The 24,270-nt window shown below is 37.0% G+C and carries 20 protein-coding genes; 14 read left to right on the top strand and 6 right to left on the bottom strand.

Features of this window, described 5'->3' with window-relative positions; all coding sequences use genetic code 11:
- Positions 1 to 6 precede the first annotated feature (6 nt).
- The 12 genes from ABXS78_RS16580 (at position 7) to ABXS78_RS16525 (ending at position 15,757) form a co-directional block, all read left to right on the top strand.
- Positions 7 to 1,029 (top strand): ABC transporter ATP-binding protein, encoded by a 1,023-nt coding sequence (locus tag ABXS78_RS16580; protein WP_366248145.1) that lies wholly within the window; start codon positions 7 to 9, stop codon positions 1,027 to 1,029.
- Complete coding sequence (locus ABXS78_RS16575; RefSeq protein WP_366248144.1) at positions 1,026 to 1,988, top strand: ABC transporter ATP-binding protein; 963 nt, start codon at positions 1,026 to 1,028, stop codon at positions 1,986 to 1,988. The genes ABXS78_RS16580 and ABXS78_RS16575 overlap by 4 nt, the downstream gene beginning before the upstream one ends.
- Positions 1,989 to 2,002: 14 nt before the next feature.
- Positions 2,003 to 3,604, top strand: coding sequence for a peptide ABC transporter substrate-binding protein (locus ABXS78_RS16570; RefSeq protein ID WP_366248143.1), 1,602 nt, complete (start codon positions 2,003 to 2,005; stop codon positions 3,602 to 3,604).
- Between the two features lie 72 nt (positions 3,605 to 3,676).
- Positions 3,677 to 4,045 (top strand): DUF3899 domain-containing protein, encoded by a 369-nt coding sequence (locus tag ABXS78_RS16565; RefSeq protein WP_366248142.1) that lies wholly within the window; start codon positions 3,677 to 3,679, stop codon positions 4,043 to 4,045.
- Positions 4,046 to 4,206: 161 nt separating this feature from the next.
- Entirely contained in the window at positions 4,207 to 4,383 is a 177-nt protein-coding gene (locus tag ABXS78_RS16560) for a hypothetical protein (RefSeq protein ID WP_366248141.1), read from the top strand.
- Between the two features lie 133 nt (positions 4,384 to 4,516).
- Entirely contained in the window at positions 4,517 to 4,996 is a 480-nt protein-coding gene (gene rlmH / locus ABXS78_RS16555; protein WP_318539783.1) for a 23S rRNA (pseudouridine(1915)-N(3))-methyltransferase RlmH, read from the top strand.
- A gap of 44 nt (positions 4,997 to 5,040) precedes the next feature.
- On the top strand, positions 5,041 to 5,436 hold the full coding sequence (locus ABXS78_RS16550) for a hypothetical protein (RefSeq protein ID WP_366248140.1): 396 nt from the start codon (positions 5,041 to 5,043) through the stop codon (positions 5,434 to 5,436).
- Positions 5,437 to 6,198: 762 nt separating this feature from the next.
- Positions 6,199 to 7,866, top strand: a complete 1,668-nt coding sequence (locus ABXS78_RS16545; protein WP_366248139.1) for an N-6 DNA methylase — start codon at positions 6,199 to 6,201, stop codon at positions 7,864 to 7,866.
- A 1-nt stretch (position 7,867) separates the two neighbouring features.
- Entirely contained in the window at positions 7,868 to 8,266 is a 399-nt protein-coding gene (locus tag ABXS78_RS16540) for a hypothetical protein (protein WP_366248138.1), read from the top strand.
- Positions 8,267 to 8,894: 628 nt separating this feature from the next.
- Positions 8,895 to 11,456 carry a type I restriction-modification system subunit M gene (locus ABXS78_RS16535; RefSeq protein WP_366248137.1) on the top strand — a complete coding sequence of 854 codons (2,562 nt, stop codon included), beginning with the start codon at positions 8,895 to 8,897 and terminating at the stop codon, positions 11,454 to 11,456.
- Positions 11,456 to 12,652 carry a restriction endonuclease subunit S gene (locus tag ABXS78_RS16530; protein WP_366248136.1) on the top strand — a complete coding sequence of 399 codons (1,197 nt, stop codon included), beginning with the start codon at positions 11,456 to 11,458 and terminating at the stop codon, positions 12,650 to 12,652. The genes ABXS78_RS16535 and ABXS78_RS16530 overlap by 1 nt, the downstream gene beginning before the upstream one ends.
- A 15-nt stretch (positions 12,653 to 12,667) precedes the next feature.
- Entirely contained in the window at positions 12,668 to 15,757 is a 3,090-nt protein-coding gene (locus ABXS78_RS16525) for an HsdR family type I site-specific deoxyribonuclease (RefSeq protein ID WP_366248134.1), read from the top strand.
- Between the two features lie 37 nt (positions 15,758 to 15,794).
- Here the strand turns inward: ABXS78_RS16525 and ABXS78_RS16520 are convergent, their stop codons facing one another.
- A complete protein-coding gene (locus tag ABXS78_RS16520; RefSeq protein ID WP_366248133.1) occupies positions 15,795 to 15,920 on the bottom strand; it encodes an ATP-binding protein in 126 nt (41 codons plus the stop codon).
- A 648-nt stretch (positions 15,921 to 16,568) separates the two neighbouring features.
- Positions 16,569 to 17,159, bottom strand: a complete 591-nt coding sequence (locus ABXS78_RS16515) for a TetR/AcrR family transcriptional regulator (protein WP_366248132.1) — start codon at positions 17,157 to 17,159, stop codon at positions 16,569 to 16,571.
- Between the two features lie 217 nt (positions 17,160 to 17,376).
- Between ABXS78_RS16515 and ABXS78_RS16510 the strand changes: the two genes are divergently transcribed.
- Together ABXS78_RS16510 and ABXS78_RS16505 are read left to right on the top strand one after the other, a co-directional pair.
- The gene (locus ABXS78_RS16510; RefSeq protein ID WP_366248131.1) at positions 17,377 to 18,483 is read left to right on the top strand and encodes an NAD(P)-dependent alcohol dehydrogenase; all 1,107 of its coding nucleotides are present in this window, start codon (positions 17,377 to 17,379) and stop codon (positions 18,481 to 18,483) included.
- Positions 18,484 to 18,683: 200 nt separating this feature from the next.
- Entirely contained in the window at positions 18,684 to 19,130 is a 447-nt protein-coding gene (locus ABXS78_RS16505; protein WP_366248130.1) for a hypothetical protein, read from the top strand.
- Between the two features lie 705 nt (positions 19,131 to 19,835).
- On the opposite strand, the gene ABXS78_RS16500 is transcribed toward ABXS78_RS16505, so the two are convergent.
- The 4 genes from ABXS78_RS16500 to ABXS78_RS16485 all read right to left on the bottom strand — a co-directional run bounded on the left by ABXS78_RS16500 (position 19,836) and on the right by ABXS78_RS16485 (position 23,876).
- The gene (locus ABXS78_RS16500; protein WP_366248129.1) at positions 19,836 to 20,300 is read right to left on the bottom strand and encodes a hypothetical protein; all 465 of its coding nucleotides are present in this window, start codon (positions 20,298 to 20,300) and stop codon (positions 19,836 to 19,838) included.
- Positions 20,301 to 20,492: 192 nt separating this feature from the next.
- A complete protein-coding gene (gene cdiI, locus ABXS78_RS16495; protein WP_366248128.1) occupies positions 20,493 to 20,879 on the bottom strand; it encodes a ribonuclease toxin immunity protein CdiI in 387 nt (128 codons plus the stop codon).
- 1 nt (position 20,880) lies between these two features.
- Positions 20,881 to 22,635, bottom strand: a complete 1,755-nt coding sequence (locus ABXS78_RS16490) for a T7SS effector LXG polymorphic toxin (RefSeq protein WP_366248127.1) — start codon at positions 22,633 to 22,635, stop codon at positions 20,881 to 20,883.
- A gap of 278 nt (positions 22,636 to 22,913) precedes the next feature.
- Positions 22,914 to 23,876: a bile acid:sodium symporter family protein gene (locus ABXS78_RS16485; protein WP_366249965.1), complete on the bottom strand. Its 963-nt coding sequence runs from the start codon at positions 23,874 to 23,876 to the stop codon at positions 22,914 to 22,916.
- Positions 23,877 to 24,270 lie beyond the last annotated feature (394 nt).

Below are 24,270 nucleotides of genomic sequence, written 5' to 3'. Positions count from 1 at the left end.
GGTGGGATGTTGGAACGCTTACTGGAAGTGAACAATTTGGAAGTCAGTTTTAAGACATATGGAGGAGAAGTACAAGCTGTCCGGGATGTTTCCTTTCATGTTGATAAGGGAGAAATCCTAGCCATAGTCGGTGAAAGCGGCAGCGGGAAAAGTGTTACCGTGCAATCCATCATGGGCCTGATCCCAACTCCGCCAGGCAAAATAAAGAACGGAGAAGTGCTTTTAGAAGGGCAGGATCTCTTAAAGCTATCCAAACGTGATATGCAAAAGGTGAAAGGCTCACAGATAAGTATGGTCTTTCAGGATCCGATGACTTCCTTGAACCCTACGATGAAGGTCGGTAAACAAATCGCAGAAAGTATTACGGCTCATCAAAACATCAAGGGACAGGAAGCGAAGGAACGTGCGATTGACATGATCCGGCGTGTCGGCATTTCAAACCCAGCCGAACGCTATGAGCAGTATCCGCATGAATTCAGCGGCGGGATGCGCCAGCGGATCATGATTGCCATCGCGCTGGCTTGTCATCCGAAGGTTCTTCTTGCGGATGAACCGACGACAGCATTGGATGTAACCATTCAAGCACAGGTACTGGATTTGATGAAGAATCTAAAAGACGAAATGGATACTTCTATTATATTGATTACCCATGATCTTGGAGTTGTTGCAGAGACAGCGGAACGGGTTGCTGTCATGTACGGCGGCATGATTGTCGAAACAGCTTCGGTAAATGAATTATTCCATAATCCAAAGCATCCATACACATGGGGACTGCTGGAGTCGATTCCGGATATAGATGCTGCGGATAAAAAGCGCTTAGTACCGATCGAAGGCGCACCGCCGGATTTATTTTCCCCTCCAAAGGGCTGCCCATTTGCGCCACGGTGTAAATATGCGATGGACGTATGTGTAGCAGAAATGCCTCCTGCTTTTTCAATCGATAGCGGACATGAAGCGAAATGCTGGCTGAACGATTCCAGATCACCAGCTCTTAAAGAATTGGTTGCAGCAGGGAGGCAGTTATCATGACAGAAACGATCATCCAGATCGAGCAAATGAAGAAATACTTCCCGATAGGCAAAGAAAAGACCGTTAAATCTGTCGATGATATCTCCATTGAGATAAAACGCGGCGAAACATTCGGCCTGGTAGGAGAAAGCGGCAGCGGTAAATCAACGCTTGGTAAAACGATAGTCGGCTTAGAAGACCCAACCTCAGGCAAGATCGTCTACAATGACCTGGATTTGAGTCAATTAAATAAGAAGCAAAAGCGACAGATAAACCGGGAAATTCAAGTCATCTTCCAAGACCCTCACGCCTCGTTGAATCCACGGATGCGGGTTGGCGACATTATTGCTGAAGGGATTGATGCACATAAATTAGCGACAGGGAAAAACCGGCAGGATCGTGTGTATGAGCTATTAGAAAGAGTTGGACTGCAGCCAGAGCATGCCAAACGCTACCCGCATGAATTCAGCGGCGGGCAGCGGCAGCGGATCGGGATTGCCCGGGCGCTGGCGGTCGAACCGAAATTCATCGTAGCCGATGAACCGATATCAGCACTGGATGTTTCGATCCAGGCGCAGGTCATCAATCTGCTGGAAGACCTAAAGGAGCAAGAGGATCTGACATACTTATTCATTGCCCATGATTTAGGCATGGTCAAGCACATCAGTGACCGCATTGGTGTCATGTACTTAGGGAAGATGATGGAGCTATCCGACAGCGACGAGCTGTTTCACGATCCGCTTCATCCTTATACAAAAGCGCTATTATCTGCTATTCCTATCGCAAATCCCGAAGCTGAAAGACGTGAGCGAATTGTGTTGGACGGCGATCCGCCAAGTCCAGTCGACCCGCCAAGCGGCTGTCGTTTCCGGACACGATGTCCATTTGCGATGGATGTATGTGCCAAGGAAGTGCCAGAGTGGCGCGAAGTGAAAGAAAAGCACTGGACAGCGTGCCATCTTTACAATAATCAAATTTGAAGGGGGAAGATGTTATGAAAAAATGGCTAGTAGGTATGCTCATACTTGTAATCGTTGCTGCAGGCTGCAGTAATGGCAGCTCAGGAGGAAGCGCAGCAGACATTCCGCAGGAAATCACAGTCAATGCAATGAGTGAGCCGCCAGATTTGGATCCGGCACTTGCAACAGATACGACGTCAGGCTGGGTTCTAGACCACGTATTTGAAGGTCTTTATACAAAAGATGAAAGCGGAAATCCAGTACTAGGAGCTGCTGAAAATGTAGATGTCTCCGAAGATGGAAAAACGTATACATTCACACTTCGTGACGATGCAAAATGGTCCGATGGCAGCAATGTAACAGCACAAGATTTCGAGTACGGCTGGAAACGTGTTTTGAATCCGGACACAGGTAGCTCCTTTGCGTTCTACATGTACTATATCAAAGGTGCAGAAGCTTATAACAAAGGTGATGGCGCGGTAGAAGACGTTGGTATCACAGCACAAGATGATAAGACACTTGTAGTAGAACTAGGCGCACCGCTTGGCTACTTTGACGAACTACTAACAATGTGGACATTCTATCCGGTAAAGCAGGAGCTTGTGGAAGAGAACAGTGCATGGTCTGCAGAAGCAGATACGTATGTTAGTAACGGACCATTCAAGCTGACAAAATGGGCGCATGACAGTGAAGTTGTTATCGAGAAGAATGAAAACTATTGGGATAACAGTGTTGTAAAACTCGACAAAGTAACCTACAAAATCGTCAACGATGCAACAACTTACTATCAAATGTTCAAGACAGGTGAGCTGGATCTGATTCAAACATTGCCATCTGATGTGATTGAGCAAGAGAAGGAATCAGAAGAATATAGCGAAGTACCATACTTCGGTACGTACATGTACATGTTCAATGTAGAAAAAGAACCATTCACGAATGAAAAAATCAGAAGAGCATTCACGCTTGCAGTGGATCGCGAAACACTGACACAAAACGTGACCAAATCAGGTGAAACACCAGCATATGCATTTGTACCACCAGGTGTGGAAACGCCAGAAGGCGACTTCCGTGAAGCTGGCGGCGAATACTTTGAAGAAGACGCAGCAGAAGCGAAAAAACTTCTAGAAGAAGGTATGGAAGAAGAAGGCTGGACAGAGCTTCCGGAAGTATCCATCTCTTATAATACAGCAGAAAACAACAAGAAAATTGCGGAAGCAGTACAAGCCATGTACAAAGACAATCTTGGCGTAGATGTGAAGCTTGAAAACCAAGAGTGGAAAACATACCTGGATACAACACAGCAAGGTAACTTCCAAATGGCTCGCATGGGCTGGATTGGCGTCCTTGTAGATCCAGTTGTCATCCTCGATTACTATCTAGGTGACAGCCCGAACAACCGTACAAACTGGGTGAATGAAGAGTACGACCAGCTTATGGCCGATGCCAAAGTAGAACAAGACCCAGACAAACGTTACGAATTATTGCACCAAGCAGAAGCAGTATTAATGGAAGATCTGCCATTCAACCCAATCTACCATTATACAAACAACTACCTGACTTCCCAGAACTTCGAAAACATTGTCTATCCGGTAAACCGTTACCCTTACCTGAAATGGGCAGAAAAAGTATCTGAGTAACACACTGAAATGATGGAAAGCGGGATCTCTGACAGATCTCGCTTTCCGTTACATAGGAAAGGAGCACGTAAAATGAAGTGGAAAGTCTCTCTATTCTTCTTAACCCTCCTCGGCTGGTACATCGCAACAGTTGCCGCTCCATTTTCGCTAGCAGATGTATCTAATATTGCATTCTTAATCGGCCTCATCCTAATCATAATCGCCGCAATAGCACTCATCCTACATACAGGATTCCTGACACCATTGATCCAAGGCTTCAAAATTATCGGTGAACGCATGGTCCGGAAATCGAGGTCTGCAGAACAAGCGGATAGCCAAATAAAAAATGATCCTAATATGCAATCTTTCAAAGCTAATTTAGCTGCTCATATTACACAAAGCACTTTTATAGTTGGTACTAGCTCTATACTTACCTCTGTGATTATTATATTTATGCTTTAAGAAGAGGTTATAAAAGAGAGAATAAGAACAGCTTCTTCTGTGCGAGCAGGAGGGGCTATTTTTGATGGAACTTAAGCGTAGGGTATACGTAATTAAAAGAAACTCTATTTTGATAAAAACTCTCACTGATTTAAATTGTGATATGCAGGAGGTTTAAACATATGAGAACGCTCACGACTCTGATTATTATCATAGCCGTTATGCACATTAGTAATATTATCAATGTAACGCTCTTGAATGGAGAATGGAGCGGCATTGTGACCTGGCTTTCCACTATCTTATTTGTCTTAAGCATGGTCGTATATAGTAGAGAAGTGAATAACTATCGGAAGAAATAGTCTGAAATGGAAAGACCAACCCTCAACATACACGAATTCTACTCCATCATTCTTCATAAAACACTGTGTAAACTCCGCCAATCAGCTATATAATGACAGATAGAGACAAATTGGACGGAAAGAAGGCAATCAAATGAAAATCACCATCATCAGCGTCGGCAAACTAAAGGAAAAATACCTCAAGCAAGGCATCGAGGAATACACAAAACGCCTCGGCGCCTACGCCAAAGTCGACCTAGTCGAAGTACCAGACGAAAAAGCCCCCGAAAACCTGAGCGAAGCAGACATGCAAATCGTCAAACAAAAAGAAGGCGACCGCATCCTGTCGAAAATCGGCCCCGACGACTACGTCATTTCCCTGGAAATAAAAGGCCAAATGATCACATCCGAACAACTCGCGTCGAAAATTGACAGCCTGGCGACTTATGGAAAGAGCAAGATTGTGTTTGTGATTGGTGGATCTCTGGGATTGAGTGAGGAAGTCATGCAACGGAGTGATTATGCGCTGTCGTTTTCGAAGATGACATTTCCGCATCAGTTGATGAAGCTGGTGTTGGTGGAGCAGGTTTATCGGGCTTTTCGGATTATTAAGGGGGAACCATATCATAAGTAGATGAGGTTTAAGGGTAATAAAAAATATGACAGGTGGTCTTAAGTTTGAAAGAAACAAATATGAATATTAACATTGAATTTTTTCAGGGAAATTTAATAAAGGCGATTGGTTCTGGAGTATATGAAATTAGTGTGGAAAAGAACAACAAAATTAAGGCACTATACATAGGCGAATCAGTTTTTGTTTTAGTTAGGTGTGCAGCACATTTGTTTGAACTATATAAGAATCCAAAATACTTTGGATTTTATAAAGAACAAATTGAAGATTCAAGCATAACGTTGAGATTTAGTCTAATTGAGAGCAATGACGATAAAGTTTCAAGGAAAAAACGAGAACTTGAACTAATCAAGCAGAAGGAACCTTTGAGTCAAAGTGGGATAAGTGATAATCAAAAAAAAATAGAAGATAAAATTTCAGCGCTTAAGAGTTTTTTAAATTAAATACATAAGATGGTACTTTATCAACGATGCGAGTGCAAGAAGCGGATTTCAAGAGTTATATTAGCTAGTAAAAGTTGAAAGAGTTGTTTATTTTTATCTCTAGGTGATTGTTGGTATACTTGCAAAAATTTTTCTAATAAGTGTCTTATAACATCTAGTGGGATGACTTTCTAATTTGATGAACTTAGATTATTGCAGAGTTCATTTTTCTTTTGTTCTAAGTTGCTCTTCCGTTTAGATACTTTCTGTACTCGTTCCTGAAGAGTGGAAACTGGAAAGAGGTTTTTTTCAACTGCTTCCGTATATGAAATTAACTTCTTTAAGCTCTATTTCAATGCTATCTATCTGTAGTTTTAGTTGTACATTTAATTTAAACGTGTGTTTATTAATATTTTCTATAGTCTGATTAAAGCAAACCCTATCTTTTAAGAATTCTATTAAACAGTTGAGTACAGCATCTTCTGCATCGTAAGCTTTAATTGAATTCGTAATCTGGCATGAGAGGCTATTCCCATCTTAAAGGGAATAGCCTCATTTCTTTAGAACATGTAATTGCATCATGTTAAACTTATATAATTTTCTGTTATCGCTTAAAATTGGTGATCATTTTTAAATTTATGTAACAAAGTTTTAGAACAATAAATATCTTAAAAAATATCGATATCTTAACCTGGTATATATAAACCATTGACAAAAAAGATATAAATGGTATATTTAAACCAAGATTAAATGTGGTATATAAAAACCATGGAGGTGTTTGTGTTGGAGAACAGAATCAATGATTTATTAAGAGTAGTTAGTGAAACAAGAGGAGATGGCAAACAGGAACCTTACTCACAGTTTATTGCTTTATATTTAAGTCAAAAGTTGCGAAAAATGGGATTCGAGGAGATACTCACGAATATTGAAGATGAAAAAGTAAAATGGGCCTTAAAAGATTTTTATGAGGATAATAGTAATCTAATAGAAAAATTTAAACAGATATCAATACTATCAGAGAAGGAATGGCTAGAGATTGTAGAACAAACATTAATATTTGATAATAGTGAGAACACTATACAAAAAACGCCTATCAGTATTATAAAATTAGTAGATCGACTACTTGATATTCATAATAAAGATTCAGTACTTGATATTTGCTCAGGATTAGGTTTTACATTGGCGCAATTGTCGATGGAAAAAGATGTAGCACTAATGGGTGTAGAAATTAATCCACAGGCGTATATTCATTCGAAACTATTACTAGACATGCTGAATAAAGATACATCAAATATTATTTTAGGTAATGCACTCAAAACTGATATCAGTGTATTCGGAGCAAACAAGGTATTTATAAATGGACCACTCGGACTTAGGGTGTCAAAAGATATATATGATGAAGTACTTAATAAAAAAATTAGTGGGACAGCATACGAAGAATTAATTCCTAATTATGATAGTACTTGGTTATTCGTATTAGATGCGGTTTTACATTCAAACTTTGAAAAAGTAGTAGTTGTAATGAATGAAGCTCCAATGGTTAATAATCGTGATGCCCTAATTCGAAAACAATTATTAAAAGATGGTTTAATTGAAGCAGTCATAGATCTCCCGGGGGGGTTATTGGATTATTCAGGCATACCAGTAAGTTTGCTTGTTTTAAGTAAAAATAATTCGAGTGTTTCATTTGTCGATGCGACAAAAATGGGCACTAAAACACGACATAAAACAGTTTTAAAAGATGACGATATTAAAGAAATCATTAAAGCAATTGAGGTTATTGGACCATTAAGTAAAACTTGCAAATTTGAAGTTATAGAAAATGAAGATTTTATATTATCTTCAAAACGCTATTTAATTCCAGATTTACCTTATGAAAATACAGTACAATTAAAAGATGTTGTCAAAACAATTAATCGTGGTGCAATGATTTCTAATAATAATTTAAAGGAAATAGAGTCGGAAACACCTACACCATACCAATATTTAGCTTTGAACAGTTTTACAAATGGTATAGTGAATAAGAAGTTGCCATTTATAAAGAAAATTGATCCATCATTAGAAAAACATGTAATAAAAAATGATTCATTAATTATATCTAAAATGTCTCCATTTAAAGTGGCATCTATTGAACAAAAAGAAAAACAAATATTAGTTAACGGTAACTTATACTTTTTAGAGATTGATGAAAATAAAATCAATACAAAGTACCTTGAAGCTTATTTGCAAAGTGAATTAGGTATGAGAGAACTACAGAAATACGAAAAAGGAACCGTGATGAAGACTTTAAGTATTAGAGATTTAGAAAAAATTATGATTCCAGTGCTGACAGAAGAGGAACAAAACAAAATTGGAAAAGCATATGATTTATTGAAGAGAGAACAAAAAGTTACTTTGGAGAGAATTAAGCGAATTGAAGAAGAAAAGAATAAAATTATGGAGGTGAGGTAGGATGCAAGTAGATCAAGAGTTGCTATTTGACATCGCTGCTGAAGCCTCATCTATTTTAACTCGAAAAATTATACAAGCTACTGACGAAAGAACGTTAAGAATAACTTTAAATGAGTATAATTTAATTGATTTGCTACGAGAACAAGAAAACAGCTTTACTTATCCAAACGGAAATATACATATTTTTGGAGAGAGTAATGTTAAAGAACACGTTATCTATCAGATATTTAAAAATCAAGGAATTGACAAAGATAGAGTGAAACTGCATTTAGGATTTAATGAATATAAAAAAATTAATTTTAAACGATTAGTCATAGACCAGAAAATAGACTTATTCTATTTGGTCCAATTCCACACTCAACTCGTGATAAAGGGAATTACTCGAGTGTTATTAATATGATGGAAATGAAGACGGCTTTCCTAAAGTAGTTAGGTTAACAGCAAATAAAAGCTTGAAAATAACACGAAACAGTTTAACAGAAGTGATTGAGGAAGAAGTGAAAACAGGATTTTTAAAAGTAGATTAAACTATTATCCTATAGGGACGCAGGGACACGAAAATGGACCGACAAGTATGTATTTGACTAGGTGAGACAAGGTTCTTGTGCCCAAGTCTCTAAAAAGTCAAATGACCTAGTAAACCTTCTAAAAAAGAAAAAAAACAGGTGATTGATTTTGAACTGTTAACATGAATATCGTAGCTGGATTATAAAAAATGATTGTTACAAATGAATGAAGCTATTTCAATAATAGCTAAGAGATGAAAAACATTTAAATGAAATCATCACGTTTACATGATAGCCTAAGATATAATTATCAATTATAAATCGGGTTAAAAGTCTTAGTTTATAAATCAAGAAAAACCATAACCACCGATTATTTACAAAAGCGAGTAACTTTTTTGAAGCATGACGATACGGATGCGTTGAGATGGTATACCACATTAAAAAGTATTGCATAAAAGTTGTCGAAGGCTTCCTTATCGAGTGGTCTGATTGAAAAATAAATATAATTGAGGGAGAAAGAACATGATTACATCAGATGATATTAAAAGTAGACTATGGGACGGTGCTAATGACCTTCGTGGTTCTATGGATGCGAGTCGTTATAAAGATTATATGCTAGGATTAATGTTCTATAAGTTCCTTAGTGATAAAACACTTGAAACATTTGTCAAAACAAGCGGTGCTAAAGGGAATGAGGAAGAAATTGTCCAAGCTTATGAAGAGGCCTATGCAAGTTATGGGGACAATCTCATCAATATGATTCAAAATGTCCTTGGTTATTATGTTTTACCTAAACACTTATATCAGACGTGGTTAAAAGATATTCGTGAAGGCACATTTGAATTAGAGAAGGTAACAGAGAGCTTACAAAGTTTTGAACGTACTGTTGCTACAACTGGAGATATCGATGATTTTAAAGGACTTTTTTCTAGTTCTACGATTGATCTTACTGACACTGCTTTAGGAAGCAACTTGAATGCTCGAAGTAAAAATATCCGTAAATTAATTGAATTATTCGCCGATCTAAATATGGTTGCACTTCAAAAAGGTGATGTGTTAGGAGATGCTTACGAATACTTAATCGGGCAGTTTGCGATGGAATCGGGAAAAAAAGCTGGAGAGTTCTATACGCCACGTCAAGTAAGTGAAGTCATGGCACAAATTGTTGCCAAAACGACGGAAGTAAAATCGATTTATGACCCTACTGTTGGTTCGGGTTCATTACTTTTAACGGTTAGTCGATATTTAACAGAAGATAACCGAAAAGATCTCCATTATTATGGGCAAGAAAAAAATACGGCTACATATAACTTAACACGAATGAATCTATTATTACATGGGGTTCGACCAGAAAAAATGACGGTGAAAAATGGCGATACACTAGGACAAGATTGGCCTGAGAATCCAGAACGCCCAAACGAGGGTGTTCAGTTTGATGCGGTCGTGATGAACCCACCATACTCAGTTAAAAATTGGAATCAAGAAGACTTAAAAGTAACAGACCCGCGATTTGAAGTTGCAGGAGTGTTACCACCAGATTCTAAAGGTGATTATGCCTTTTTATTACACGGCATATTCCATTTAGGTCAAGAAGGTACGATGGCAATTGTACTTCCACATGGTGTATTATTCCGTGGAGGGGCAGAAGGGGAAATTCGTAAACGACTATTAGAGAAAAACTATATTGATACAGTCATTGGCTTGCCAGATAAACTGTTTACCAATACAGGCATTCCTGTAACGGTGTTGATTTTGAAAAAGAACCGAAAGTTAGATGACCCTGTTCTTATGATTGATGCTTCTAAATCGTTTGTAAAAGAAGGAAAGCAACACGTCTTACAAGAGAAGGATATCGCTAAAATTGTTGATACATATATCGAACGGACGAGTGAACCAGGGTATAGTTATCTTGCAACAAAAAAAGACATCATAGAAAATGAATATAACATAAATATCCCACGTTATATTGAAGTGGTCGAAGAAGATATTGCCCATGATGTAGATGCACATTTGTATGGCGGTATTCCGTTAAGCCAGATTAAAAAACTAACTGTGCTAAACGAGATGACGAAAGATGTTTTATTTAATGCGCTTACTGAAGTACGTCCAGGCTATGTGGAATTAACACAATCAGTAAAAGATTTAAGAGAAGAAGTGCTAACACATGTAGACGTACAAAATAAAATTAAGGCAATAAAAGAAGTAACAGAGTCCTATATGGATACATATTGGGAAAAGTTAAAAACAGTGGCTGACGTGAACGATATTGAACCGTTAAAAGAAGAAATGTTATCGGAAATTAAAGAGCTATTAAAACAATTTAATCACGTTAATATGTATGATGGTTATCAAATTATTGCGGAGTTATGGGAAAATATACTATCCCAAGATACAGAGAAAATTGCTATTAGTGACTTTTACACAGTCGGAAAAACACGCGAAGCGAATATGGTTACAAAAGGTTCTGGTAAAACAAAGCGAACAGAACAAGAAGGTTGGGTTGGAGCAATTGTACTGAATGAACTTATATTAAAGGAACTCTATACAGAAGAACTACGTGATGTGGAAACACAAAAAGAAGCTTTAGCAGCTATTAATGATGAAATAAATGAACTCGTTGAAGCGGCAAAAGTAGAAGAAAGTGAAGAAGCGCAAATCTTAGGAGATGCTTTAAATGCTAGAGAAGACGACTTTACTTTATCAGCAGTAAAAGCAGAATTAAAGAAAGTTGCTAAAGATACGGGTGAATATGTTTTATTAGACAAGGTAAGAAAACTATTGGATGAAAGAGTATCTTTAAACAAAGCAATTAGAGAAAAAGAAAAGGAATTAACTGAACAAGTTGAAGAAAGAATTGAAAACTTAACGAATGAAGAAATCGATCAACTGATATATAAAAAGTGGTTTGGTCAATTAACAGGAGACATAATAAAACTTGTAGAAGCACCTCTTAAAAATGAGCTGGATATATTGAAAGAATTAAAGGAAAGATATGCTGATACGTTAGAAACCATTGAAGAAGAAAGTAAATCACTAGAAGCACAATTTGAAGCAATGCTTGAAGAACTGGTGGTGACTGAGTAATGGAACAAAAGAATTCATTTCCAAAGAGAAGGTTCGAAGGGTTTACGAATGATTGGGAACTGCGTAAGTTAGGAGAACTAGCAGAAGTAAAAGATAGCGCGAGGATCTCAAATAAATTATGGGAAGAAAAAGGCATTCCCTATCTAAGATCCAGTGATTTAGCAAATGAAAAGTTACAAGGTGAACTATTTATTTCTAAAGAGACCTATGAAGGATTCGTGTTAAAAACTGGTGCGCCACAAAAGGGAGATGTTTTATTTACCAGTGGTGGGAAAGTTGGAGTTGTGTATCACAAAGAAGACGAATCACCAGTGTATGTGCAGGGTGGGGCTATTCTATATATAAAGACATCGACCTCAAAGTTGTTAGATGGCTCTTTTATGAGTATTTATTTTATGAGTCCAAGAATGCAAAAGTATATGGATGTTGCATCTTCAGGTGGGACAATTAAACACTTCACTTTAAAACCTGCAAATGCTTCGCCTATAAAGTTTCCATATTTAATTGAACAACAAAAAATCGGTAAATTTTTTAAGATTTTAGATGAAAGAATTGCAAATCAAGAAAGAATGATTGCTAAAGTAAAAGCATTAAAGTCTGCCTATTTAACCGAAATGTTACCACAAGAAGGCGAAACCCTACCGAAAAGAAGATTTGAGGGATTTGAAGAGAAATGGGTAAGACGAAGAGTAGGGGATATATTTCAAGTGACAAGAGGTAATGTACTTTCAACAACAAAAATCGAAAAAAAACAGAGTAAGATTTCACATTATCCGGTATATTCCTCACAAACCCAAAATAATGGTCTATTGGGTTATTATTCTGATTATTTATTTGACACAGCTATTACCTGGACTACTGATGGGGCTAATGCGGGTACAGTTAATTACAGAGAAGGTAAATTCTATAGTACAAATGTTAATGGTGTCCTTATTTCTAAAGAAGGATATGCTTGTAAAGCTGTCGCTGAAATACTTGATTTAAAGGCATGGAAACATGTTTCTAAGATTGGAAATCCAAAGCTTATGAATAATGTAATGTCAAACATAGAAATACTTATTTCAAACAATATAAAAGAGCTAGAAATGTTATCGTTGTTCTTTACAAACTTAGATGATCAAATTAAAACAGAAGAAAAAAAGCTAGAAAAACTAAAGAAAATGAAAGAGGCTTATTTAGAAGAAATGTTTGTGTAGAGAGGAAGCTATTCAATGAGTAATGGGCGAAAAAACGCGGCAGAGAAAGCTTTTCAAGATAAGTTCGCTGCAAAACTACAACAATATAAATGGAAAGCACCAGATTTTCTTAATGGAAATAAACAAAAGGTTACTGTACAAGATTTAGTAAATCATTGGCGTGGAGAACTGAACCGAATGAATGCGGATGCCTTGGAAAGTGTTCCTTTAACAGACAATGAATTTGCACAAGTGATGGCAAAAGTATCGCAAATTGATAATAGTTATGAAGCGGCAAAGATTTTAGCAATGGAACAATCAACTGGGAAAATTGATGGCATTTATCGAGATGCTCATCCAGACGTAACACGCGAACAAATTACTTTGACCATCTTAAAAAAGGCACAAGTACGTGGTGGAGATTCAAGTTATAATATCGCGAGAGAAGTAGAAACACCGAATGGAAATCGTTTTGATATTGTTTTACTCATTAATGGTCTACCACTTATTAATATTGAGCAAAAGCGTACAGATAAATCGTTAGAAGAAGCATTTAATCAGTTTAAACGTTATTATGCAGATGGTGAATATGTGAATAATTTTATGGCATTTTCACAAATGATGGTGATGACATCAGAAGTAGCTACTCGTTACTTTGCAACACCAAAGTCAATTCAAGCATTTAATCCAAGTTTTGTTTTTCATTGGGCGAATAAGCATAATCAACCAATTAATCATTGGGAAGATGTCATTGGTCACTTCTTAATGATTCCGATGGCACACCAAATGGTTGGTGATTATTTAGTCATTGATGAAGCAAGAGAAGCGGAAAATTGCAAGCATATGCTATTGCGCTCTTATCAAGTACATGCCTTACAAGCTGTCGAAGGTGCTGCCTTAGGGTGGGATAATGAAGATAAAATTCCTCATGGTGGATTTGTTTGGCATACAACAGGTTCAGGTAAAACGATCACGAGTTTTAAAACAGCTCTATTTTTATCAACTAGAGCAGGATTTGATAACGTTGTTTTCTTAGTGGATCGAAAGGAACTCGACAGTCGTACGAGTGATAATTTTAAAGCATATGCACAATACGAATCAGTAACAGTTGATGATACAGCACACACATTTCAATTACGTAAACTCTTGTCATCTCCTAGTACAGGTATCGTTGTAACGACAACGTTTAAATTAAATAATCTTGTGAAAGATTTAATTGAAGCGAAGGACGAAAGTTTAGCAAATAATAAAATCGTCTTTATTATTGATGAAGCTCACAGAACGACAATGGGTGATATGATGGTAACCATTAAAAATTACTTCCGGAAAAATGGTTTGTTTTATGGGTTTACTGGGACACCCTTATTTGATGAGAATAAGATTAAAGGAATGATCAATGAGAAGAGTGAACTCATCGATACAACAGAAAAGCTTTTCGGACCACTATTGCATCAATATACGATAGATGAAGCAATTGCAGATAAAAACGTATTAGGATTTCATGTTGACTACATAAATACCGGAGAGTTTGAAAGTTACGATACATTACGAGAGCAAATTGTTGAATATAAATTAGCTGAACAACCTGACACCCCAAAGAGAAAACTGGAACGACAAGTATATGAACTCTCCGAGTTAGAAGTAGAAAAGGAAGCAAAAAAACGTAAATTATTGTTTTATCATGATGAGACACATATCCCGAGAGTAGTTGAGGAAATATTAAACAACTGGGAAGATCAATCACGACATAAGGTTTTCAATGCCATTTTAACTGTCGCATTCAAACATCGAGTAATTGCTTACTATGAAGAGTTTAAAAAGCAATTAGCGGAACGTGATGATATTGCTATTAACGTGGCGATGACATTTAGTTTTGGAACAGATGCAGATAAAGAACCTACCGATCCAGAATTAATTAAAACGATGTTTAAAGATTATGCAGCTTTCACTGGAATTGAATATGCTTACGGTGATAAGCGAAGGGGTGACGATGCATATTATGAAGATGTCGTTGAACGAGCAACACGAGGTGGAAGTGGTCGAAATCCGAAAAACATTGACCTTGTTATTGTTGCAGATCAGTTACTAACAGGTTATGATTCTAAATTTATTAACGCATTATATGTGGATCGTTCACTTGCACTACAAGGATTAATTCAAGCCTATTCACGCACAAACCGTATCTATGGGAAAGAAAAGGAATTTGGTACGATTGTCAACTTCCAGTACCCAAGAATAACGGAAGAAGCAGTAAATGATGCATTAATTTTATATGGAAGTGGCGGAAAGAGTAGTAAAGCAATTGTAGAACCCTATCCCGTAGCAGTAGATGAATTTGTAAAATACTCACAAGAAGTGATACAGATATTACAAGATCCAACGGCATGGCAAGCCTTAGAAAAAGATGAAGAGGCAAAGGAAATCTTTGTAAAAGCTTTTAAAAAGGCAAACGGTCAACTAAATACGATTCAGCAATATTATGAATTTGCTTGGGTAGATGAAGCATTCGGTATAACAGAACATGAGTGGATGCGTTATGTCGGTGCATATCGTAACGTAACGAGAGATGATAATCCGGACGACGATCCAGAAGAATTACCTGTATTACCTTTAGGTGAAGCAAAGCTAGCTGGTACACAAAAAATAGATGCGTATTATATAATTCAATTAATCGGGGACAAAGCCACTTCGACAAACGGAAAACAAACAGTGGACGCAGAAACATTACGTATTATTTATCAACATATTGAAGAATTAAGTAATATGGGTGATTTTGATCAAGCAGAGCTACTGAAGCAATTTGTTGAAGAGGAATTAGAACCTGGAAATGTAGCGAGTGATGTTAACTTTGATGAAGCATATGAAGAATGGAAGCGGAACAAATTAAAAGGTGAAATTTACAAAGTGTCCCGAGAGTGGGGACTTAATGAAATAATTTTTGAAAAATCGGTAGAAGCCTATTCAACAGCGAATCCAAAGGAAATTCCTTATATCGATGAATTAACAAGTAATATTGATCATGATTCGATTAATAACCCAAAAACTAGTAACCTATTGGAACATAATATGGAGCTCATGAAAGCATTACCGGAGATTGTACCGAAAATTAAAAGGAAGTATAAATAGAGAGAGCTATGTAGCCGTCAACCCCAATTGAACACTTTTAGTCCTTAAAAATCTTTTGCTGGTTCTTTAGTCGGTCTAATATCGCCGTCATCATTCCATGGTTGCCGACAACGTCAGTCCACTTCTCAGGGCTTCGATTAGAAGTGAAAATTGGTGTATGCACATTTTTATTTAAAGCTTAACCATGAGATTTTAGCAACAGAATTGCATAGTAGAATCCAAAATGAAATTGGTGATGTGGTTTTAGTTTCAGGGAATAATTAGAAAAAGGATAGAAACCAAGAGGTTTTTACAGATTCCGGTTTTATACGGGGTTCGGGTATTACTGAAGCCAAATATGTAATTGGTCAAAAGTTAGACAGTCCCATTATTGTAGGAATACAAATTCAAGAAGTTCAATTCTGATTATTTATTGAAAGTGAAAAAGAGTTTGTAGTAAAAATAGCCCATAAATTACTTGATAACAATATGTGTGGTTTGACTTTTCTTATCTAACCGATTCAATTTTAATTGATGGAAAACAATACCCAGATAAACCAAATAAGCACTTTAATACTTATAGGTCGGTTAAGTTGAAGAATTGCAATTGTAGAGAATTAATCGACAAAATGCTTAATTACTTGAATTATATTCATGAGGAGAAGGAATTCTTATGCAGAAGAAAAATGAGGTTATTTAATAAATATTAAACAAAACCTCATTTAGATGCACCACGGGAACCGTATCATAATAAGGTGAAGCTTGTAAAAATTATCCTGAGAGATAGCTCTCTATATCTTCTCAGGATAAAGTCTTATATTAATTATTAACCTTAATTATTAACCTCTCTCATCAAAGAAGAATGATAATGCAACAAATTTATAATCCTCCTAGCCATCTCAGAAGGCGTTGCATCATATCCAGCCCTAATCCACTCCAATATCCAGCCATAAATACCATACGCTCTATAATGAGTGAAATAATCTGCATTAATCTCAGATGCTTTATCTCCAATAAAGGAAAATCGATTCTGGAAGATATCTTTAAGCACCTCTAACAAAGCCTCGCGAATCCCTGGTATCGGATCCTGAATAACAAGCAAGTCATAGTAATGGCTGTTATCTTTTATATACTGGAATACATCCGTTTCATTTGGGTTCATCTTCGTTAGGTCGAGGATGGGATTATCACGAACTGGTTTGCAGAATTCATAACAGAAACGCCCCATTTCTAGTTCGATCATTTCTTTGGCTAATTGCTCTTTGCCGTCGTAATGGACGTAAAAGGTGGTGCGATTGTAATTGGCTTCGTCTACGATATCTTTTACTTTAACTTTGGAATAGCCTCTTTCTAAGACAAGCTTCTGAAATGTTGCTATTAAGGTGGATTTCGTGCGCTCAATTCTTCGGTCTGTTTTTGGCATGATTTTCCCTCGCTAAACACTTTCTCTATGATATATGATTTTAGACAGTTTGAATATTTTGTTGAAAAACTATACAGTACTATCTTCACAGTTGAAAACCCATACATTTTCAATTTTTCAGTGATTGAAACCTTTTGAACTGATTCTTTATACTTAGGTTAATTATATTATAAATCTCTTTAATATAATTGAAAAATGTATAACTGGGGGAATTAGGATGGAAATCCAAGCAATGTTAACTACTGAAGAGAGCGATTTCAACAAGCAGACACTGCAGTTGGATGAGCCAAAAGCTGATGAGGTATTGGTGCGTATTGTTGCTTCGGGTGTTTGTCATACAGATGCAACTGTACTTGATGGCTCGCTGCCAGTACCATATCCGGCTGTACTAGGACATGAAGGTTCAGGGATTGTTGAAAGAGTAGGCAGCAATGTTATTACTGTTGAACCAGGGGATCATGTCGTACTTGGATTCAGTTATTGCGGTCATTGTGATAACTGTCTGGAAGGTAATGCTGGCGGCTGTGAAAACATGATGGAGCTTAACTTCGCAGGTAAAAACAAATATGGTGTATCACCAATTCATAAAGAGGAACAAGAAGTGTCACAGTTCTTCGGTCAATCTTCTTTCGCTACGTACAGCACAGTAGATGAGAAGAACGTTGTGAAAATCGATAAAGAGGCTGACCTTCGTCTATTAGGGCCACTTGGCTGCGGTCTAATGACAGGCAGTGGTACTGTCTTGAACTCCCTTGCTCCAGAAGCTGGGACAAGCTTTGTTGTATTCGGTACAGGAGCTGTAGGTCTATCTGGTATGATGGCTGCGAAAATCGCGGGCTGCTACCCAATCATCGCTGTTGATATCCATGACAGCCGTTTGGAATTAGCGAAAGAGCTTGGCGCAACACATATTATCAATAGCAAAAACGAAGATGCCGCTGAGAAAATCAAAGAAATCACTGGAAAAGGCGCGCACTACTCCTTGGAAACAACAGGTGTTCCAGAAGTAACACTAGCTGCAATCCGCTGCTTACGTGTCAAAGGTGAATGTGCGACAGTTGCCGTTGGTAAACGTGACCTAACTATCAACGTTACCAATGAAATCATGACAAAAGCTGTAACACTGAAAGGTGTTGTAGAAGGCGATGCGGTACCGCAATTGATCATTCCAAAACTAGTGAAGTTCTATCAAAACGGTCAATTCCCATTCGATAAATTGGTGAAATTCTATGAAATGGATGATATCCAGCAAGCATTTGAGGATTCAGCGAATGGATCTACTATCAAACCAATTCTAATTATTGATAAAGAATACCAAGCTTAATAAAGTCACCTAGATGTGCTCAGCGACTACGTTGCTGAGCATTATTTATTAACTAGCTTGAAACGAGATATTCTATTTCGCATAAATGCAAAACACGCTTCTCTAATTCAACGTCTCTATGGAATATAATGTTACAATAACAGCAAATACATATATTAGCTTGGGGCATGCAGAAAGTGAAATGGAGGAGTGGGTAAATAATGCAAGAAATTGAGACTGTAAGTATTGTTTTTGAGAACGTGGAGTCTATTGACATACCAGGTTCCAGATTCCAAACACTGTCATATACTAATCTAAAAGCAAAGGCACATAATCAAGCTGGAAGAGATGTGTTTGAGTGTGATGAAATACTGATGGATATATCTTATTTAGATGCTGCAGAATTAAATTACGAGCCTTCAGAGGAAGAATATCCTTTGGGAATGTCTACTAATAATCCGGAAAGTAATAAAGTGGTCGATAGACCGCATATATTGGGTCGGCTCTTACGTTTCAATGATATTGCTTATATTGAACTGTGTGACAAAAATGAGAATACCAAAACTATATATGTACCTTGGAGCGGAAATGACTATTACAATGATAATATGAATCTAGAAGTGTTGGATGATGTTATTCGGATTGGGATAAAAAACCACATTATTTAGATGTGAAATTAGGGTCATATTGAAGCCTGTAGTATTGGAATGGAGAGGTAAGTCTAAGCTCTGCCATTCATCTTCACTGTAAATAAAGACAAAGGTGTACGGCTAGCAGTTACACTAGAGTTTGGAATGTCACATGTGAATAATCAGACTCTAAACGCAGGGGGGGCTGTGCAAGTGGATACGAGGGTGTTTCCTTTCTGATTTGATTTAAATATGCTCAGCAAGTGTATCGCTGAGCACTTTATTATTATATAAACTATTTCTTACCTAACTAGGAATACTTTGGAAATAATCCATCCATTCAAACCATAGGACGACTGAATTTTATAGTAACGGTAGCTCTTTGACTTTATATAGCTTAGCATCTCTTCACTATTCTCGTAATCCATGGGCCAGTGATAATCTTTTCCTTTATCCAGAATCTCTTTATTATCTGTATAAAAAGTGTCCACTTCATCTTCTAATATGTCTAGTATCAAACTATGAGGAAGTTGCTCTTCGAAATGAAATGCAAAAACATTTTCAAATAGCAAGTCACTATATTGACCATCATCGTCTATTAATTTTTATTGTTAGTTTTGAGTATTCAAAGTCTACATTATAACTAAGTATTCTACTATCATGGATACTGTTCATTTGTTATATACCTTTAGAAGAATATCGAGAAATTTAAATAGCAGCTTTAACTCGATCTAATTTCAATCATCATTCGTCTTCTTCTAATGTTTTAACTTCTCCTATCTTTTGTTCAATCCAATTCAAAGCTAATTCAGCTTCTTCACGGGTAATTACCTCACGTTTGCATTTATATTTATAGTTTTCACGTGCCCATATTAATATTATTTTTAGAAACTCAATTGTCTCTAATTTACAAATGGGTTCAGTACTATCTTCATCTTCATCAAAAAAAGGATCTTCAATTATGGTAACGTCTTTATATGAAATTACACTAGATGCATTTCCTCCGTGGTCATATCTAGGTATGAGTCCTTTTAGTAATTTAATATAATTATCCACATCTTCTTTTAATTCATCTATCCTCAATGAGATATCAGAACCAAGTGGATCACTTATCATATTGGCAAATTTTAAATGCTTTTCTTCATCAAAATCCATTACAACCGTTATATATTTTTCGATATATCTAAATCTGTAATTATACTTAATCACAAAATATCCTGCTCCTCCAAGTAATAACTTTGACGAGTCGAACGTAACGAAGTGGTTTATTAGAAGATAGAATCTCATCAATACTTGGAGAGAAAGTTATATAAAATCATTTCAAATTAAATACTGAAGGTTTTTCTCAAATTCGTTTCCTTTTATCTCACCATATCATAAAGCATCAAATTATTTTAATAGTTATTTGATAGCATATTTTGCTTTGATCTTCATAGACAAATCTTCAATAACTTCTTTCTTCTCTGGATTTTTTTCTATATAAAAATTACATGCAGCATTTATATAGTGGTACAATTCGTCATAATTCACAATATCGTAATCATCTTCACCGTCGCCAGAATAAAATAAAACTTTATTTTCTCCAAAGTACTCCTCTTCATCTGGATCATATTCCTCTGAATAAATTATTCCATTATACTCACGGCGCTCTCCCTCTTTATTTTTAAATTCTTCTAAATGCTGTAGAAAGTTACGTCCATTTACATAAAGGTTCAAAACATCTATTACTGCCTCTTTAGTCAAATTATTTTGTTTCATCTTCTCAATAAATTCTTCATATACGTTCATACTAATCCACCCATTCTATTACTGGATAAGCATTCTCTATCTCTCCAGTTTCTGCATTCATAATCCCTTCAAATTTCAACTTTGTACCATTGTAGTCTGTTTGTCCCTGTATTTTAATCTTCTTTTGTTTTAATAGAGGAATTTCCCTTTTATTGCTTAATCCTTCAGCCATTGCCTTTTTACTTAAGTTAATCATTTCATCATCCGAGATGATCTTTGTATCATACACTGTCTTTTTATACATTTTGTCTTTATTAGGTATTACTTTGTATTCACCTGTCCCATTTTTCCCGGTATAATCCATTTTTTCGTACTTAACTTTATATTCTATATCAAAAATTCCATCTATACTTGGATGTTCTTTCTTAACCACAGTGTCCAACTCATACTTGTTAGAATTACTTTCAAAATAACTCTTAAACTCGTTATAATTATGTCCACCGCTAACACCATTGCGTTCAGTAAACTTTTTAACGGGCCCTGTCGTATGTTCGACATAGTAACCTTCTTTATATTTAAGATTAAGATTTGCCGTACCCTTAGTAGCATCCTTGACTTCATCAACCTTCCCAGCCTTGGCATCAGGAAGTCCCTTAGCTGCAGCCGTACTATCGGAGAGGTCATCTATCCAACTTTTCCAAGAAGTTGCGCCAAATTCATAAACGTCTTTGCCGGCTTTAAGAGGTTTCCCGGTGGTGAATAGAAGTGCCATGGAATACTCACCTAAAGAAGCATTAGGATCTGCAAGTGTTAACAAATCTCCAAATACATAATTAAAGCCGCCAATCGTACCATCTTTCACTACTTTCTTGGCATCTTCCTGTTTAAGCTCCTTCAAATCCTCCCGATCCTCAGGAATGCGGGATACAAATTCAAAGGATGTTTGGGAGACAGGGGAGTCGGAGTTTTGATTTATATATGCACGAATGATGCGGCCATCTGCTAGGATGAAATATTCTCCATCCCATTCAAATCGGTCATCTTGAACGGTTTTGCTGTCTTTGATTTGATCTTGCAGAGCTTTGTACTCTTGTTCCGTTAGGGGGATTGGGGTGTCGCTTGTCAACGCTTGTCTGCCGTCAGCTTGTAATTTGAAGTCTTTAAAGAAATTCTGCTTCGTCAGCTGTTCCGAGCTGTACCTATCGACAGTAATATTATTCTTATCAATTACATCCTTCAGCTTAGCTAAATAAGTCTTCATCTGCTCGATATCCTGTTCAGGTTTATCAAGCTTCTTGGTTGCTTTGGCGTCCATGTCATACATATTCGACAGTGTTTCTGATAGTTTCTCTTTTCCCTTGTTGATGGAATTGATGAATGGCTCACTATCTATAGAAGGTATGTTCACAATGTCTTTGACATATAAAAGCTGTTGGTTAATGTCGATTGACGTTGAGGTTAAACTTGTGGAAGCTTTCACCAGCCTGTTCCTTAGTTCATCTTCTAAAAATTCTTCCCGAATAAATCCATGCTCGTCCGATTCGAAGGAAAGAACTTCTTCTTTTACAGACGATAGTGTCTCTTCATATTGTATCAAAAAGCTGTTCATGAACTCGAGGAAGGGTTTGTGCGTTTCTTCAAAAAAGGAGCGGATGGAATCGGCTATATTGCCTTCAAATCCATCGTGAAGAGTCGTAACACCATTGAGGGCATGTTTGACTTGTTCGACGCTTTCCTTTGTTTGTCTGATAAATTTCTTTGTGCTTTCAATCTGCTGCTGGATCTCCTGTACATCTAAATTTTTAATTTTCTTCACCACCTGATATATCCGTAGCTGTTCATTACTTGTAATTATAATAAAGGAAAATTTTGGTGAAAGGGGAAATGGTAAAAACACTTCCTTTTTACCAGAACTAAATACTCGTTATTTGGAAAAACACTACAGAAGACTTAGGAACGATAAGAGGGTTATCTATTTGGCGATAAAGCTAAGAGAAAGGATCAATCTGGAGGGGCTGCTTTTTATTACTTAATGCGGAGATATGGATTTAATAAAAAAATAGCCATCCTCTAGTATGAGGATGGCTTGTTCTATTAGGATATCTGCTGCTTTGCATCTACTTCCTTCTCATCGCTACCCATCTTCGCAAAGATATTAGCCAGAATGGACCCGGAAATATTATGCCAGACACTAAAGATAGCGCTTGGTACAGCAGCTAGGGGAGAGAAGTGTGCTGTTGCAAGCTGGGCGCCCAGACCTGAGTTTTGCATTCCGACTTCGATGGATGTTGTTTTGACTTTGGGCAAATCCATTCGCAGAAGCTTGGCAAAAGCGAATCCGAGCAGGTAGCCGAGCACATTATGCAGGATGACTACACCGAAGATTGCTAGACCTGTCTGTGCAATCTGCTGCTGGCTATTGGATACGACAGCAGCTACGATACCGATTATAGCTATTGCTGAGACAAGCGGCAGTACTTTGATGCTTGCTGTAGCTTGTCTGTTGAAGAAGCGTTTCACTAATAGCCCTAAAACAATTGGGATAATGACGACATTCACGATTGAGATAAATAGGGAGACCGGACTGACTTCAATCCATTCGCTCGCAAATAAAAGAATAAGTGCAGGTGTTACGATTGGTGCGAGAACGGTTGTGACTGCTGTGGCCGTAACGGATAATGGCACATCACCTTTGGCTAGGAAGGTCATGACATTAGAGGATGTTCCGCCAGGACAGCATCCTACGAGAATGACGCCGACAGCAACTTCGGGAGGCAATTGCAGCCCTTTTGCCAATGCAAAGGCAAGCAGCGGCATGATCAAGAACTGTGCGACCACGACTGCCATAACTTCAAATGGACGTTTTACCACGCCTTTAAAATCACTTGCTGACAAAGTCAAACCCATACCAAACATAATGATTCCGAGCAGCGGGGTAATAAGCGGGACAATCCATGTGAATCCTGCCGGCAGCATAAAAGCTATTACCGCAAACAAAATGACCCAATACGCAAAGGTACTTCCGACAAACTGACTAAATCGCTCTAACGTTTTCATCATCCACCTCTTCATTCACTGTTTGTGAGATTGTATAACACATTATAATAAATTTCAATATTTAAATTTTTCAGATATATAAAGGGTATCAGCTGTCAATGACCATTTTTTCGTTTAGGTCATTCTATCTTTTCAAAGTATGAACTCTTCATTTGTACCCCAGATTAATCCAAGGTAAAGTATTCCAAATAGGTTTTTCTTTACTAACAGTAGTAGTTAAATGGAAGACCTCTGGTATAATATGTGGGTATAAGTATCCATTGGGTATGAAGGAATTTATGATAATAGTAGCAATGAGTTATGGGTTATAAATCCTATAACAAATGGTGTAATAATTTATACATAGTCTGGAATGATTTTTTTCTTTTTTAAGCATAGTACATGATGCTGAACC

This window comes from Terribacillus aidingensis (genome assembly GCF_040703035.1).
In the GTDB taxonomy this organism is placed as follows: domain Bacteria; phylum Bacillota; class Bacilli; order Bacillales; family Amphibacillaceae; genus Terribacillus.
This window is presented reverse-complemented; position numbering and strand designations above follow the sequence as displayed.